This window comes from Saxibacter everestensis, from assembly GCF_025787225.1.
GTDB lineage: Bacteria > Actinomycetota > Actinomycetes > Actinomycetales > Brevibacteriaceae > Saxibacter > Saxibacter everestensis.
In genome coordinates this window covers 2,648,775-2,664,078 of sequence record NZ_CP090958.1, presented here as the reverse complement: position 1 = coordinate 2,664,078, position 15,304 = coordinate 2,648,775, and the positions used below count along the sequence as shown (strand labels likewise).

The 15,304-nt window shown below is 64.3% G+C and carries 18 protein-coding genes; 11 read left to right on the top strand and 7 right to left on the bottom strand.

Features of this window, described 5'->3' with window-relative positions:
* The first annotated feature begins 6 nt into the window (after positions 1–6).
* From LWF01_RS12735 to ccsB, 8 genes are all read left to right on the top strand, one after another.
* A complete protein-coding gene (locus LWF01_RS12735; RefSeq protein ID WP_349637747.1) occupies positions 7–510 on the top strand; it encodes a MarR family winged helix-turn-helix transcriptional regulator in 504 nt (167 codons plus the stop codon).
* A 58-nt stretch (positions 511–568) separates the two neighbouring features.
* Positions 569–1,972 carry a glutamate-1-semialdehyde 2,1-aminomutase gene (gene hemL, locus LWF01_RS12730; protein WP_432762025.1) on the top strand — a complete coding sequence of 468 codons (1,404 nt, stop codon included), beginning with the start codon at positions 569–571 and terminating at the stop codon, positions 1,970–1,972.
* 6 nt (positions 1,973–1,978) lie between these two features.
* Positions 1,979–2,512, top strand: a complete 534-nt coding sequence (locus tag LWF01_RS12725; protein WP_349637745.1) for a DUF1697 domain-containing protein — start codon at positions 1,979–1,981, stop codon at positions 2,510–2,512.
* Between the two features lie 77 nt (positions 2,513–2,589).
* A complete protein-coding gene (locus tag LWF01_RS12720) occupies positions 2,590–3,225 on the top strand; it encodes a histidine phosphatase family protein (protein WP_349637744.1) in 636 nt (211 codons plus the stop codon).
* On the top strand, positions 3,222–3,839 hold the full coding sequence (locus LWF01_RS12715; protein ID WP_349637743.1) for a TlpA family protein disulfide reductase: 618 nt from the start codon (positions 3,222–3,224) through the stop codon (positions 3,837–3,839). The genes LWF01_RS12720 and LWF01_RS12715 overlap by 4 nt, the downstream gene beginning before the upstream one ends.
* On the top strand, positions 3,836–4,615 hold the full coding sequence (locus tag LWF01_RS12710) for a cytochrome c biogenesis CcdA family protein (protein ID WP_432761957.1): 780 nt from the start codon (positions 3,836–3,838) through the stop codon (positions 4,613–4,615). The genes LWF01_RS12715 and LWF01_RS12710 overlap by 4 nt, the downstream gene beginning before the upstream one ends.
* The gene (gene resB, locus LWF01_RS12705; protein WP_349637742.1) at positions 4,615–6,378 is read left to right on the top strand and encodes a cytochrome c biogenesis protein ResB; all 1,764 of its coding nucleotides are present in this window, start codon (positions 4,615–4,617) and stop codon (positions 6,376–6,378) included. Before LWF01_RS12710 ends, resB begins: the two co-directional genes overlap by 1 nt.
* Positions 6,375–7,412, top strand: a complete 1,038-nt coding sequence (ccsB, locus tag LWF01_RS12700) for a c-type cytochrome biogenesis protein CcsB (protein ID WP_349637741.1) — start codon at positions 6,375–6,377, stop codon at positions 7,410–7,412. Before resB ends, ccsB begins: the two co-directional genes overlap by 4 nt.
* Before the next feature lie 184 nt (positions 7,413–7,596).
* Here ccsB and LWF01_RS12695 read toward each other — a convergent pair whose 3' ends face one another.
* Entirely contained in the window at positions 7,597–8,505 is a 909-nt protein-coding gene (locus LWF01_RS12695) for an ATP-grasp domain-containing protein (protein ID WP_349637740.1), read from the bottom strand.
* 4 nt (positions 8,506–8,509) lie between these two features.
* Complete coding sequence (locus LWF01_RS12690) at positions 8,510–9,028, bottom strand: PLD nuclease N-terminal domain-containing protein (RefSeq protein WP_349637739.1); 519 nt, start codon at positions 9,026–9,028, stop codon at positions 8,510–8,512.
* 82 nt (positions 9,029–9,110) lie between these two features.
* Between LWF01_RS12690 and LWF01_RS12685 the strand changes: the two genes are divergently transcribed.
* Positions 9,111–9,410: a DUF4229 domain-containing protein gene (locus tag LWF01_RS12685; RefSeq protein ID WP_349637738.1), complete on the top strand. Its 300-nt coding sequence runs from the start codon at positions 9,111–9,113 to the stop codon at positions 9,408–9,410.
* Here the strand turns inward: LWF01_RS12685 and LWF01_RS12680 are convergent.
* From LWF01_RS12680 to LWF01_RS12670, 3 genes are read right to left on the bottom strand one after another with little or no spacing between them, the layout of a single operon-like run.
* Positions 9,407–10,348, bottom strand: coding sequence for a 1,4-dihydroxy-2-naphthoate polyprenyltransferase (locus LWF01_RS12680; RefSeq protein ID WP_349637737.1), 942 nt, complete (start codon positions 10,346–10,348; stop codon positions 9,407–9,409). The two genes, LWF01_RS12685 and LWF01_RS12680, sit on opposite strands and share 4 nt — an antisense overlap.
* Positions 10,349–10,404: 56 nt before the next feature.
* Entirely contained in the window at positions 10,405–11,628 is a 1,224-nt protein-coding gene (locus LWF01_RS12675) for an AMP-binding protein (RefSeq protein ID WP_349637736.1), read from the bottom strand.
* A gap of 4 nt (positions 11,629–11,632) precedes the next feature.
* On the bottom strand, positions 11,633–12,583 hold the full coding sequence (locus LWF01_RS12670; protein ID WP_349637735.1) for a 1,4-dihydroxy-2-naphthoyl-CoA synthase: 951 nt from the start codon (positions 12,581–12,583) through the stop codon (positions 11,633–11,635).
* Positions 12,584–12,611: 28 nt separating this feature from the next.
* On the opposite strand from LWF01_RS12670, the gene LWF01_RS12665 reads away from it, so the two are divergent.
* On the top strand, positions 12,612–13,658 hold the full coding sequence (locus LWF01_RS12665) for an o-succinylbenzoate synthase (protein ID WP_432761956.1): 1,047 nt from the start codon (positions 12,612–12,614) through the stop codon (positions 13,656–13,658).
* 42 nt (positions 13,659–13,700) lie between these two features.
* Here LWF01_RS12665 and LWF01_RS12660 read toward each other — a convergent pair whose 3' ends face one another.
* Both LWF01_RS12660 and LWF01_RS12655 read right to left on the bottom strand, forming a co-directional pair.
* Complete coding sequence (locus tag LWF01_RS12660; RefSeq protein ID WP_349637734.1) at positions 13,701–14,321, bottom strand: RES family NAD+ phosphorylase; 621 nt, start codon at positions 14,319–14,321, stop codon at positions 13,701–13,703.
* The gene (locus tag LWF01_RS12655) at positions 14,315–14,866 is read right to left on the bottom strand and encodes a hypothetical protein (RefSeq protein ID WP_349637733.1); all 552 of its coding nucleotides are present in this window, start codon (positions 14,864–14,866) and stop codon (positions 14,315–14,317) included. Before LWF01_RS12655 ends, LWF01_RS12660 begins: the two co-directional genes overlap by 7 nt.
* Before the next feature lie 117 nt (positions 14,867–14,983).
* Here LWF01_RS12655 and LWF01_RS12650 point away from each other — a divergent pair, with 117 nt between their 5' ends.
* The gene (locus LWF01_RS12650; protein ID WP_349637732.1) at positions 14,984–15,238 is read left to right on the top strand and encodes a Clp protease N-terminal domain-containing protein; all 255 of its coding nucleotides are present in this window, start codon (positions 14,984–14,986) and stop codon (positions 15,236–15,238) included.
* Positions 15,239–15,304: the final 66 nt, after the last annotated feature.

Genomic DNA, 15,304 nt, shown 5'->3' with positions numbered 1-15,304 from the left:
TAGTTCATGTCGAATCACGTCGCTGAGGCCGTTGATGTCGGAAAAGACGATGTCGAATGGTTGTCCGCAAGCGAGCAGCACGCCTGGCGCAATTACATGGAAGCCAGCCTGCTGCTGATGGCGCAGCTCGACCAGGAACTGCGGGCATCGCACGGCATAGGCCTAAGCGAGTATGAGCTTCTGGTCCGGCTCAGCGAGCAGCCGGAACACTCGATGCGGATGGCCGTGCTCGCCAGGGACGTGGCGATCTCCCGATCGCGACTGACGCATATCGTCGGCAGAATGGAACTCCGTGGCCTCCTGGTGCGCAGCGCCATCCGGGAAGACGGCCGGGGAGTGCTGTGCCGGATGACGAAGGCCGGTTATGCCTTGCTGCAGGATTCCGCGCCCGTGCATGTTCGCGGGGTTCGACGCCATGTGATCGACCGGCTTACCGAACGTGAAATCGCTGTGATGGGCCGCGCGATGGAATCGATGTCGAACCACCTCCGGGAACTCCGGTCGCTCTGAATCGGCGTCTCTCGTCAACCGGGCGAATCGCCTCACCGGGCGTGTGCGTCACAATGGACTGGTGAGTGAGAACCAGCCAACGCCAGTAACCCAGCCAGTCAGCCACAGCACAGCGAAATCAGAGGCGCTGTTCGCCCGCGCCCAGGCCGTGACCCCTGGGGGCGTCAACTCGCCCGTCCGGGCCTTCCATGCGGTTGGCGGCACGCCGCGCTTCATGGCCTCCGCCCGCGGCGCCCTGATGACGGACGTCGATGGCCGTGAGTACGTTGACCTGATCGGTTCCTGGGGGCCGATGATCCTTGGCCACGCGCATCCGGACGTCGAGGCAGCGGTGGCCGAGGCCAGCGGCAAGGGATTCTCATTCGGGACGCCGAGTGAAAACGAAGTGCTCCTGGCCGAGGAAATTGTCTCCCGGGTAGCTCCGGTGGAACAGGTCCGACTGGTTTCCTCAGGCACCGAAGCCACTATGAGCGCGATCCGGTTGGCGCGCGGCTTCACCGGCCGGACGAAGATCGTCAAGTTCGCCGGTTGCTATCACGGTCACGTCGATGCGCTGCTGGCATCTGCCGGTTCCGGCCTTGCTACCTTCGCGCTGCCCGACACACCCGGCGTCACCGGGGCCTCGGCGGCCGAGACGATAGTGCTGCCGTACAACGACGAGAATGCGGTGATCGAGGCTTTCGCCCGGCATGGAGACGAGATCGCGGCCGTGATCACCGAGGCATCGCCGGGAAACATGGGCGTCGTTCCGCCGCTGCCCGGCTTCACCGAGCGACTCAGGTCGGTTACCGCTGAGCACGGCGCGCTGCTGATTTCCGACGAGGTGATGACCGGCTTCCGGGTTTCCGCCTCGGGCTGGTACGGGTACGAGGGACCATATCGGAACGGACCGGCAGACCTGTTTACCTTCGGCAAGATCATGGGCGGAGGATTCCCCGCGGCAGCCTTCGGAGGGCGGGCCGATGTGATGAGCTACCTCGCCCCGAACGGACCGGTTTACCAGGCAGGGACTCTCTCCGGAAACCCGGTGGCGACGGCCGCTGGACTCGCCACCCTGCGTGGAACGATCAGCCACGACGTGTATCCCGGGCTGGAGAGCGCGGCAGATGTGCTCCGGAAGGGCGTCTCCGAGGCGCTGGATGCCGCCGGAGCGCCATATGTCCTGCAGTCCGCCGGTTCCATGTTCAGCTTCTTCTTCATGGATGAGCGTGACACGGCTCTGCAGCGCCGGCTGGCTGAGGGAGTGCGCAACTACGACGATGCCCGGGCGCAGCACACGCCGGCCTTCGCGGCGTTCTTCAATTCCATGCTCGACTCCGGCATTCACCTGCCACCGAGCGCGTTCGAGTCCTGGTTCCTCTCGGCAGCACACGATTACAACATTCTCGATCGGATTCTGGCGGCGGTTCCGGCGGCAGCGAAGGCCGCGGCCGCCGCGCAGGCGGTTCGGCCAGAAGAGTAGGCCATCGTGGTGGAATTCGTGGCGCTGCTGCGCGGCGTGAATGTCGGCGGGGTGAACCTCAAGATGGCCGACGTCCGGGATGCCTTCACCGAGGGCGGCTTCGACGATGTGCGAACCGTGCTCGCCAGTGGAAACGTACTGTTCCGGTGTCAGTCGGGGGAGCTGAACGACATTTCGCGGCGCTGCGAGGAGGTGCTGCGGGAGGCATTTCGGTACCAGGCGAGGGTGATCGTCGTGCCGAAGGCGACACTGGCGGCAGCGGTTGCGCAGTATCCCTTCGACACGAATGAGGACGAGCGCCATCCCTACCTGATTTTCGGCTCGGACCCTGACGCCCTGGCTGAGCTGGTAGCGCTGGGACTCGACGTGGACGTCGAACGGGTCGCTGAATCGCAGTCGGACCTGCCGGTGGTCTACTGGGAAGTCCTGCGGGGGCAGAGTGTCGACAGCGGGCTGGCGAAGGCCGCAGCCAAGTCATCCGCCCGGGTCAACACGACGACGCGAAATCTACGCACGTGTAAAAAGATCCTGTTGAAGTAGGATCCGGCTGGACCGTTTTCTACACGCCGTCGAACCCCGCGTGGCAAGCTCTCAGGAACATTTGCGAAAATGGCCGCATGGCCATGACGACCATTCACCTGCTCCGGCACGGTGAAGTACATAATCCGCGGGGAATCCTCTATGGGCGTCTCCCGGACTTCCACCTTTCCGAAAACGGATTGGCGATGGCCAACCGGATGGCCGAGGTGCTCGGAACCGGCGAATACGACATTCGGGCCATCGTCTCCTCGCCGCTGGAGCGCGCCCGCGAGACGGCAGGGCCGCTCGCGGAGAAACTCGGCCTGCAGGTCAGCACCGATGAACGGGTCATCGAGGCCGGTAACCAGCTCGAAGGTCTCAAGGTGGACCGGACCCAGCTTGCCCGGCCCAACACGATAACGAAACTGTGGAACCCGTTCCGGCCGTCGTGGGGCGAGTCATATCGCGCCCAGACTGCCCGGATGCGCGCCGCAGTTGCCAGTCTGGCCCAGCGGGTCGACGGTGCCCACGGCGTAATCGTGAGTCATCAACTGCCGATCTGGGTCACCCGTCTGGAAGCCGAAGGCCGGCCGCTCTGGCATGACCCGCGAAAGCGGGAATGCGGGCTGGCCAGCCTGACATCGCTCACATTCGACAACGGCATTCTGTCCACCATCAGCTACCGGGAACCGGTGGCCAACCTCTACGTTTCGAAGGCAGTTCCAGGAGCATGACGGACAGCATTTCTCGTCGTCGCGCGCTCCAGGCAATTACCGGAGCTGGACTTGGCGCCGCCCTGGTGTCGCTGGCGGCGTGCAGTCCGGAAAGCGATGCGCTCGCAGAACAGGCTGATGCTGGCGACGACAAGGGTTATATTGCTGGCGATGGCGTGATCACCCAGGTCGAATCCGGCAAGCGCGGCGACCCTATCGTGGCCGCTGGTGAGACCCTTGACGGCAAGGCGTTCAGCCTCGAAGACTGGCGCGGTCAGGTCGTCGTTCTCAATCTTTGGTACGCCGCCTGTCCGCCGTGCCGCAAGGAGGCTCCCGGGCTGCAGGCGAACTACGAGCGTTTCAAGGAGGACGACGTCGTGTTCCTCGGGGTCAACGTCCGCGACGCAAAGGACGCGGCGCTGGCCTTCGAAAAGACTTTCGGGATCAGCTACCCAGCGATGCTCGACTCGGACGGCAAGATGGTCTCCGCACTGAATGGTGCGCTGCCTCCACAGGCGACGCCATCGACCCTCGTACTCGACCATGAGGGGCGGCCGGCTGCCCGGGTCGTCGGCGAAGTGGATGAGTCGACGCTGAAAGCCCTTATCGGCGACGTTTTGGACGAGGAGGCGTGACGTTCCCCGTCTCAATAGGCGAGAGCTTTCAGCAGACAGTGCTGACCGGCCCGATGCTGCTCGCCATCCCGGTCGCGGCGCTTGCTGGGGTGGTCTCTTTTCTTTCACCCTGCGTGCTGCCGCTGGTTCCGGGATACGTCGGCTACGTGACCGGATTGAGCGGAACGGATCTTGAACAGCAGAAGTCGCGTCGGGTGCTGCTCGGCGTAGGGCTGTTCGTACTCGGATTCGCCGCGGTCTTCGTCTCAATCGGCCTGGTGTTCAGCCTCGCCGGCGTCTGGCTCAAGCCATGGATCGACCCGATCACTAGGATCCTCGGCCTGGTGGTCATTCTGGCCGGCGTCGTTTTCCTCGGCGGGTTCTCCTGGCTGCAGCGCGATCGCAGGATCCACTCCCGGCCGCCCGCGGGGCTGTGGGGAGCGCCGGTGCTGGGCATAACGTTCGGCCTGGGCTGGGCGCCCTGCACCGGACCGACCCTGGCCGCGGTCGTCGCGCTCTCCACGAGTATGGGTGCAACGGCTGGTCCGGGAGTCGCTAGAGGCGCGTTGCTCACATTCGTGTACTGCCTTGGTCTGGGCATCCCGTTCCTGATCGTGGCGATGCTGATGCGACGGGGCATGGGCCGGCTGAAGTTCTTCCGGGACCACCGGATCGGTGTGATGCGATTTGGCGGAGCGATGCTGATTGTGATTGGCGTGCTCTTGGTGAGTGGATTGTGGACGACCTGGGTGGCTAGCCTCCAGGGAATGATCGGCGGATTTGTGACGGTGATTTAGTGGTGACAACGCGCGGTCCTTCGGACCGACGGGATCAGTACGGTGAGGCCGCGGATTCCGCGTCCTCCGACGGTGTTCCCGGTCCGGGTGATGACACGTCTGTGGTGACGCAGCCGAAAATTGGCGTAGTCGGCATTCTGCGCTGGGCATGGCGTCAGCTCACCACGATGCGGGTTGCGCTGATGCTGTTGCTTTTGCTCGCGCTGGCCGCAATTCCCGGGTCGATCTTCCCGCAGCGGATTCAGGATCCGGCGGAGGTCACCCAGTACATCACCGACAAGGGCACTACCGCTGAATGGATGGACAAGGTCCAGCTGTTCGACGTCTATTCCTCAGCCTGGTTCTCCGCGATCTACATCCTGCTGTTGGTCTCGCTGATCGGCTGCATCCTTCCCCGGACGAAGATCCACTGGAAGGCGATGCGGGCCAAACCGCCGAAAGCGCCACGCAGGATGTCGCGGATGCCGGCATTCGCGAGGCTTGAGCTAGCCCCGGCCGGAGCCGCTGAGCCGGGAGGCACTGTCGACGCCGGCGAGACTGCCGGCGCCGGCGAGACTGCTGACGCCGGCGCCGGCGAGACTGACGAGTCGGATCGTGCCACGGTGCTTACGGAGGCGGAACGGATTCTGCGCCGTCGTCGATACCGGGTCGTGCACGACAGCAACACTGTCTCGGCGGAACGCGGGTATCTGCGCGAAACCGGCAACCTGCTCTTCCATGTCGCCGTCGTCGGCGTCGTCATCGCGATGGCGATCGGCGGGCTGTTCGGCTATTCGGGTCAGCGCGTCCTGGTGGAAGGCGAGACATTCACGAATTCCCTGCTCGGATTCGATTCGTTCGATAAGGGGACCTACTACGATCCGGACCGGTTGACCGACTACGCCGTCACACTCGACAAGTTTGAGGCGACATTTGAGGAAAATGGCGGACTGGACAATCAGTTCGGCCAGCCTCGTTCGTTCAGGGCAGATGTGACCACCCGCCACAACGGCGAGGAGAAGAAGGAGGTCGTCGAGGTCAATGATCCGCTGCACGTTGGCGGTTCGAACATGTACCTGACCGGAAACGGCTATGCCCCGGTGATCACGCTTCGCGATGGAGAGGGAAATGTGGTGTTCTCCGGCCCCACTGTATTCCTGCCCCAGACCGGCGCATATATGTCCCGTGGTGTGGTCAAGTCGGCAGACGCCAGCCCTGAGCAACTCGGCCTGGTCGGGATCTTCTTCCCAACGGCTGGCAAGGGCGACGACGGGCAGGTGACCTCGACGTTTGCTGACCTGTACAACCCCTACATGGTGCTGAGCGGGTACTACGGCGACCTCGGCCTAGATGACGGTGTCGCACAGTCCGTCTATACCCTCAACCCGGAGAACATGACGGAGATGACCGACAAGGACGGTAAGCCGATGGCGCTTGAACTCGCGCCGGGGGAGTCCGCTGACCTGCCGAACAATCTCGGGTCGGTCAGCTTCGACGGAGTGAAGCGGTATGTTTCACTCGATGTGAGGTACGATCCGGGTCAGATTTTCGTCTTGGTGTTCGCGCTGCTTGGCCTCGCCGGGCTCGCCGCATCGCTCTTTATCCCGCGTCGGCGGATCTGGGTGAAAGTTACAAATGGCAAGAGCACAGGTCTGACCGTGGAGGTCGCCGGCCTCGCCCGTGGAGAAGATAATCGACTAGAGGTCGAAACACGCCAGGTTGCCGAGGACTTGCGGCACGCACTGGGAACATTCGCATCGGTTGATGTGCAAGGAGAAAAATGAGCACCTACGAGGCCTTGGCCGGCTGGTCGAACACTCTGGTCTACTCGACGATGACCGTCTACATGATTGCCTTCGTCTGCTATGCCTTCGACATGGTCGGCGGTAGCAAACGCACCGTTGAAGTGATGGGGAGCCACCCGGCGGAACGCAAGCGTGACCTGGTGTCAGCCGGTGCGACCGGACGACCCGGCCGGATCACCGCCCGTTTCGACGGCGCAAAATCAGGTAACGCTGCAACGAACGACGGCACCGCCGGCGAGGCGTCGGAGCCGGTTCGACGGCTGGCGCGGGTGGCCACCGGCCTGACCGCGCTCGGCGCGCTGCTGCACCTCGGCGCCGTTGTCACCCGTGGGCTCTCGGTCACCCGCGTGCCATGGGGCAATATGTACGAGTTCTGCCTCACCGCATCGATGCTGCTGGCCGTCGTGTACCTCGTGGTGCTGTTCATCCGCGATCTGCGGTTCCTCGGCACCTTCGTCACCGGGTTCGCGTTGCTTATGCTCGGCATCGGGATGATCGCGTTCTACACCCCGGCGGCGGAGCTCGTCCCCGCGCTGCAGAGCTATTGGCTCGTCATTCACGTGTCCGTTGCGACGCTAGCCTCAGCCCTTCTCGCGCTCGCGTTCGCGCTATCGACCCTCCAGCTGCTGCAGACCTACCGCGAGAACCGCAGCTCATCGGTAAAGAGGCCGCCGATGGCATTTCTCAATGGCGTTCCGGGGTCGGCCGAGCTGGAGAACGTGTCCTACCGGATTGCCGCGGTCGGCTTCGTGCTGTGGACTTTCACTCTAATCGCGGGTGCGATTTGGGCAGAAGCCGCCTGGGGTCGTTACTGGGGCTGGGACACCAAGGAAGTCTGGACATTCGTCATCTGGGTGGTCTACGCGTCGTATCTGCATGCCCGGGCTACCCGGGGCTGGAGCAGCAACCGGATCGCCATCCTGTCGATCGTCGGATTCCTCTGCGTCGTTTTCAACTTCACTGTTGTCAACGTGTACTTCAATGGACTGCACGCCTATTCCGGCCTCGACTAGGTCGGCTCCAACTCCGGCGAAAGCGAAACGGGTTACTTTGTCGTTCAGGTAGTCACATTCTGTGACGTCCTAGACGACTTAGTGGACCGTTTCGCTTCTGGGGCCCGGGCTGGGTGCGGACGCCGGATGGGGCAAGCTGCCAGGCCAGGCTGGGCCAGCTGCCAAGCCAGGCCGGACGCCAGCGCTACAGCAGGCTCTTCAGGTACCTGGCGATCGAAGCTGGGCCGGACGCCGGCGCATCGGCCTCGACGTCGGCGTTGTAGTTCGTATTGGTATTGACGTCGTATGTCACGATCCGCCCGTCGGCGGACTCGATGAATTCGAAGCCGGCAATTTCCAGCCGGTACTTCCGGGCAAAGGCGAGGTACTTTTCGATGATCGGATGGTCGAATCCCTCCCGCAGCGCGAAGAGGCTGTCATCCTCGATCGGTTGCCCGTCCGGACCGATCTCGCAGGCGTCGGCCGGGCAGAGCTGGAATCCGCCGCGACCGGTGTCCGCGGTTATTGCGTAGACGTATTCGTAGCCCACCGTCTCCACCCGGGTGATGAACGGCTTGAGCGGCTCCACGTACTCCTGCAGCAACATGACGCCATCCACGGGCCGTTCAAGCCCGGGCAGCGCGTCAGACAGTTCGGCAACGCTTTCGAACTTCCGCACTCCTAGACCCTTGCCGCCCTGATTGTGCTTGGTGATGAATGGGGTGGGAAGCTTGCCGGCGGCGCTGAGCAGTTCGTCATCGCCTGTGACGGCAACCGTGCGCGGAACATCGATTCCGAACGCCTTCAGGAACGTCAGTTGGCGTACCTTGCTGACTTCGAGTTCGAGCACGTCACGTCCGTTGACCACTCGCCGTCCGTGCGCCTGAAGCCAGTCGAAAAGGGTGCGGGCGTAGTCCTTTGCCAGCACATTGCCCCTGGTATGTGAGGAGGCGCTGAAGCGGGACCAGAAAATTCCCTCGGGCGGCTCGGCATCCAGATCGATGCTGCCAGTGGTGAGCATCCATTCCTCGTAGTCGAGGCCGACCGCTTCGAGGGCCTCGGCAAAGGGCGGGAACCACTCGGGATTTTCGTGTAGTGCGTAGATTTTAGGCACGAAGCTACTTTTTGTCGTCGTCGTCAGAGCTGCCGCTCGGCGCGTCATGCGGATCGCGGCGCTTGCGCTTCTTCGAGTCGTTGCCGCTGTCCGGCTCCTCGACTGCGTTGTCTCCGCCGGTGCCGCCGATCGGCTTGTCGTGGGGTGCCGGCGTGCCCGCGATAGGTCCCGGGGCAGGGGGCTTCGGCTGTCCGTTCCCGTCCTGCTCGCGCTCCTTCAACTGCTGTTCGCGTTCGCGCTGCCGGCGGGAGAGCTCGATCTGGCGGAGGAACTCGGGGTCGTCGTCCGGTGCGGCCGGAGCCGGCGACCGTCGCGGCGCCGAACTGGCGCCGGCGACTCGCGCGCGTCCCATCACGAACCACAGGGCGGTGCCGATTGCGGGCAGCAGGAAAATCACCGCGAGCCACGCGGGTTTCGGCAGGGTCCGGATCTCGTGCGCCGGGCGGCGACCGCAATCGATCAGGGCGTAAATCATCAACGCCAGAACCAAAACGATGATGAACAGGGTTACTCGCGGTGACATGTCTTAAGTTTAGGCGACTTCGCTGAGCGTGAGGTGTGTAGGCATTGGCGGACGTTCGCGCCCCGCCGCTTACCCTTGAAGGATGAACGCGGTGGTTAAGTACAGTCTGCTCCGGCTTGGAATCTTCTTCCTTGCCTTCGGCGCCCTCTGGGTGGCCGGCTTCAACGAATTGGTCTCACTCGTGCTGGCCACGGTTATCGCTGTTCTGCTGTCATTCCTGCTTCTACGCCGGCAGCGCGACGACGTGGTGAAGTATGTGCAGGAACGTTCTGCCCGACGTGCGGAACAACGTCGTACGAAGGTCGATAGAGACTCGGCGTACGAAGACGACATCGTCGACCGGGCGGATCACCCGGATGACCCGGACGACAATCAGCGTTAGAGCGCGAGCCCGAGAGCCAATAGCGAACCGTAGGTCAGGGCGACGATCCCGGTTTGCTTCAGGACTGGGATCAGCTGCTGTCCGGTCGCATCCGACATCACGGTGCGCACCGGGCCGATGGCGATAACCAGGGCCAGTAGCGCAAGCACCGCGGCCGGGTGCCCGGTCAGGATTGGGATCAGCAGCAAGAGAAACGGCAGCAGCATGCCGGCCATGTAGGCGACCCGGGCCCGGGATTCGCCGAGCCGCACCGCCAGGGTGATTTTTCCTGCCTCACGGTCGGTCGGGATGTCGCGAAGGTTGTTGGCCATCAGCAGCGAACACGAGATCAGGCCGATGCCGACGGCGCCTCCCCATGCACTTGGCGATAGGGAGTGGATCTGCGTGTAGGTGGTGCCCAGGGTGGCGACCAGCCCGAAGAAGATGAAGACGAAGACTTCGCCGAGGCCGAGATAACCGTAAGGGTGTTTGCCACCGGTGTAATACCAGGCGGCCAGCACGCACAGAACACCCACCGGAACGAACCACCAGCTTTGTGAGACGAGCACGAGGGTGATTCCGGCTATTCCGGCGACACCGAAGCTGGCGAATGCAGCCCTTTTCACACTGGATGGCGCGGCAACGCCGGACGCGGTCAGTCGCTGCGGGCCGACCCGCACGTCGTCAGTGCCGCGCACGCCGTCGGAGTAGTCGTTGGCGAAGTTCGTGCCGATCTGAAGTGCGAGGGCGACGATGAGTGCAAGCACGAAATGCAGCACCCAGGCTGCTACAGACAGGCTGTTGCCGGGAGCGACGCTGCCGTCCACTGAGCCAATGAACTGATCTGTCAGTCCGCCGACCTCGGCGATCGCTGCGCCGGTGCCGATAAGGACCGGTGCAACGGCAAGAGGCAGTGTTCTCAGGCGTGCACCTTCGACCCACTGAGCTGCGGTGGCCATACGGTGTTCCTTCATGTGACGGGTTGTGGCGTACCTGGACTAGGTGGACCGCCGATCTATCGTACCCGCAGGTAGTCGACTGCGAGATCACGGGCGGCGACCCGGTCGGGCTTACCGAGGCCGCGCAATGGGATGGCCGGTACGGTGATGATTTCCCGCGGAGCGGAGGCTCGACCGAGTGTCTGCCCGACCCTATCGCGCACAGCTGCCAGTGAGATCGGTGGCAGATGTGAATCGGTGCACAGCAGCGCGACGACCTTCTGGCCCCACTCGTCGTCCGGCACGCTGGTAACCAGCACCTCGGCTACTCCGGGCATCGAACCGATCACGTCCTCAACCGCAGCCGGCGCGACATTGATCCCGCCGGAGATGATGACGTCGTCCGCCCGACCCTGCACGGTGACCCGGCTGTCGTGCACAGTGCCCATGTCGCTGGTGGAAAACCATCGGGTGCCGGCCCGGTCGGTGCTGAAGCTCTGCTGACCGAGTCGGGCTCCTTCGGCGCTGGAAACCCCTGCCGAGCCGTTAGCGTCGGCGAGCAGGTAACCGGAGGCGACGACCTCCCCGCCGAGGGAGAGCCGCCCGGCAGCGTCGGTACGTGCCTGCACGCCGTCCAGCGGCACGCCGTCGTAGACGCAACCGCCGCAGGTCTCGCTCATCCCATAAGTGGTCACCAGCCGCAACCCGGCGGCGGCCGCTTCCTCCGCGAGGCGTGGCGACAGTGCTGCGCCGCCGACCAGGATCGCCTCGAACGACCGGGCAGCGCGGATGGCGGCAGAGCAGCCTGAGTCCGTTTCGTGCAGCAACCGGGCCAGCTGGGTCGGCACCAGTGAGGTGTAGCGCGGCGTCGGCGCAGCCGGCATCCTGGCTACCGCCTCCGCGAATCCCTCGGCGTCAAACGGAATCGATGTGTCCAGCGTGGTCGGCGAGGTGCCTGCCAGTACCGAGCGGATCAGCACCTGGAGGCCGGCGATATGCGCCACGGACAGTGGTAAGAGCCAATGGCCCGGGCCGTCCAGTCTGACGGCCGTCGCCCGGCCCGAGGCGATCAGCGCTCGCCGGGACAGCACCACCTTTTTCGCTGCGCCGGTCGAACCGGATGTCGGCACGATCAGTGCGGTGTCTTCGGGTAGGACATCGACGTAGGGGCTGTCGGAGATTGCGCTCCCGGCGGGCTGAATCTCCACCGCCGGGCCGCTGCCGTCGAGTGCCTCGGAGAGGGGGTCGAGCAGATCGAGCGGATCGGAAATCGCGTTGGGGTTTATGGTCAGTACACGCATTGGATCAGTAGTACCAGGGGAAACTCGACCAGTCGGGATCGCGTTTCTGCAGGAATGAGTCACGGCCCTCAACGGCCTCGTCGGTCATGTAGGCCAGCCGGGTAGCCTCTCCGGCGAAAACCTGCTGGCCCATCATGCCGTCGTCGGTCAGGTTGAAGGCGAACTTGAGCATCCGTTGGGCGGTGGGTGACTTGCCGTTGATCTCGGCGGCCCATTCGCAGGCGACTGCTTCCAGCTCTGCGTGCTGCGCGACCTCATTCACGGCTCCCATCCGGTGCATCGTGTCGGCATCGTAGGTGCGGCCGAGAAAGAAGATCTCCCGGGCGAACTTCTGCCCCACCATCTTTGCCAGGTACGCCGAGCCGTAGCCGGCGTCGAACGAGCCGACATCGGCATCGGTCTGTTTGAACTTTCCATGTTCGCGGCTGGCGATCGTCAGGTCACACACGACGTGCAGGCTGTGCCCGCCGCCGGCAGCCCAGCCGGAGACGACCGCAATCACGATCTTCGGCATAGTGCGGATCAGGCGCTGAACTTCCAGAATGTGCAGCCGGCCGGCTCGGGCTGGGTCGACGGTTTCGGCTGTCTCACCATTGGCGTACTGGTAACCCGAACGGCCGCGGATCCTCTGATCGCCGCCCGAACAGAACGCCCAACCGCCATCGCGGTCGCTCGGCCCATTGCCGGTGAGCAGCACGACGCCGACGTCGGAGGTCTGCCTGGCGTGGTCGAGCGCCCGGTACAGCTCGTCAACGGTGTGCGGCCGGAAGGCATTGCGTATTTCCGGCCGGTTGAACGCGATCCGAACTGTGCCGAGGTCTGCAGACGAACCGTCTGGACGCCGTTCGACCGCCCGGTGGTAGGTGATGTCCGTAAAGTCGAAACCGCGTACATCGCGCCAGCGCTCCGGATCGAAGATTTCGGATACTCGCTCTGGTCGATCGGCAGCTGTCATAACAACCAAGGATAAGGTGTTGTACGACATGTCGAATCCCACGCCATCGAGTCGCAGCGGGGCCATGGCAGGCTCGCAGGATTTCGTCCTGCCCTCCGCCGAGGAACTGGCAGCGTCGGCCGCGGTGGTCAGCGTGCCGCTGCGGATGCGGTTTCGGGGAATCACCGAACGGGAGGCACTGCTGATCCGCGGGCCCGCCGGCTGGGGCGAGTTCGCGCCGTTCCTGGAGTACGACGATGCCGAGTCTTCCCGCTGGCTTTCCGCCGCGGTCGAGGCATCCTGGCACGGCTGGCCGGTTCCGCTTCGGCAGAGCATTCCGGTGAACGCAACAGTGCCCGCGGTCCCGGCGCACCAGGTGCCGGCGGTCCTGGCCCGGTTTCCCGGTGCGCGGACGGCCAAGGTCAAGGTCGCGGAGCGTGGGCAGCGGCTGTCGGACGACGTGAACCGGGTTGCCGCGGTTCGTGAGGTGCTCGGCGATGACGCAGGGGTGCGGGTCGACGCCAACGGCGGTTGGAACATGGACCAGGCGATCGAGGCCCTGGTGGCGCTCGCGCCGTATCGGTTGGAATACGCCGAGCAACCGGTTATGCCGGTTGATGAGCTGGCCCGGGTTCGCCGGGAACTGGTCAGACGAGGGATCGATCTCCCGATTGCCGCCGATGAGTCGATCCGCAAGGCAGATGACCCGCTCAGGGTCGCCGAACTCGAGGCCGCCGACATCGTGATCATCAAGGTCGCCCCGCTTGGCGGGGTGCGCAATGCGTTGCGAATCGCTGAGGAATGCGGGCTGCCCGCGGTGGTTTCATCGGCGTTGGACACCTCCGTCGGCATCAGGGCCGGTATCGCGCTCGCCGCGGCGCTGCCGCACCTGGATTACGCCTGTGGCCTGGGTACGGTGAGTCTGCTCGATGGCGATGTTGCGGACCCCTCGCTTGTGGTGCGGAATGGCGCCCTTCCGGTCGGGGAGCTTGGCGTCAAAGAGGACCTGCTGGAACGGTTTGCGGCAGCTCCCGATCGGCAGCGTTGGTGGCTGGAGAGGCTGCGGCGCTGCCACGCAGTTCTTGCGGCCGGCTGACACGCGGTCCTCGCGGCCAGGGCAGCAGTTCGGCCCATAGCCTCAGGCGAGAACGTCGTAACCGATCGTCTTCGCGCACGCCCAGATCCGCTCCCGGAGTCCGGGAGCAGATAGTGGCCGGGAAAACGTCGGCGCGGCCGGAAAGGAGTCGGCCGCCGGGGTCCAGAGCGCCACGACGGTCCCGTCCCGGAGCGACGAGCGTGACCACAGTCCGTCTATCTCGGGGAATGCGTCGTAGATGGCCCGGGCCCACGCCCGGCATGATGACTTGATGCCGCTGGTGAGGGCCTGAGAGGCGCCGTGGCGTAGCGGCCAGTCGCCGGTTAGGTCCAGCAGGGTCAGCGATCGGGCGGGCGACCACCCGGTCAGGTGCGGTCCAGCGGTTACGGCGTCGATGGCCCGCGTCGCCTGGAATGCCTCGGCCAGGACGGTGACAATCTCGGTGCTGGCGTAGGTTACCCCGCGTTCGCTCGGTCCTGGCGGCTCGAGTTGCGGGTCGAACCGGGACGGAGTGGGGCCGTAGAAGCGCAGTCGGTCCCACGGCAGCGTGTATGTGCCGGTGGTGGCGTGCAGCCTCCACAGCAGCGTGTCGGTGCCGAGGGTGATCAGGTCAGCTGGTTCATGGCTGAGCGGAACGCGCGGTTCGCGCGGCAGCTTCACCACGCAGCCAAGCCTCGGATCTCGAAAGCGACCCGCTCGACGGACCCTCCGGTGACGAGCCAGTTCGCCGGGGACATATTTTCCAGGTCGGGATTGGGAGCGGTCATGAATGCGCTCAGACTCAGCGGATGCACCGGGTCCGGAGCCGCGGCCAAGACGGCGCTTAAACCTGGCAATACGGCGCCGGCCTGGAACTGCCAGCGCGGGAAGTAGCGGCGCCGGCCCAAGGAGATCTGGTATAGCGACCCGGCCGCGGCGCGATGCCGCACTCGGCTGATGTCGACGTCAAGGAGCTCGGCGACCCGATCGGCCGTGTAGGACTCGGAGATGATCCGAGTCGAGGAGGTCACGACCGTCGCCACGACGTTGACGTCTCCATCAGCAGACGGCAGGCCACCGACGTCCAGAAAGTTATTCTCGCGCTCAGTCAGCATGGCTGACCCGGGAGCGGCGTAGTGATCCAAAGTGGACGAAATGACCGCAGCGAGCTCTTCTTCGGTGGTATTGAAACCACGACGGGTGAATTCATTCAGCACGCCGGTGCTCATTGTGGCCCCCTCTCTCAGCTTGCTCGCTTTCCCTATCCGCATTTTACACTACGCGAGTGCGCCGACATGCGCCTGAGCGGCAGAGCGATCGGCGAAGGGCCGGGCTAACTTGGGTGCATGAACGAGAAAATGGAGCCCACCCCTCGATACAGGCGGATGCTGGCGGCAGCGGAAGAGGAGGCCATCCGTCGTGGTCACGGTTACGTCGGAGTCGAGCACATGATGCTGGCCATTACGAGCGACCCGGATTCGGTTGCGGCTGCTGCGTTGTCGCAGTCGACATCGCTTACCCAAGTTCGAGACGACCTGATGAGAATCCTCGATTCTCCTGGATACAGCACACCAGGTCCGCCGATCAGTTTTACTGGATAGCACGGACGGGCGGCCCGATAATCGACTGCCCTGCACGACGGCCGTTGCATTCACCCCATGTCGAAC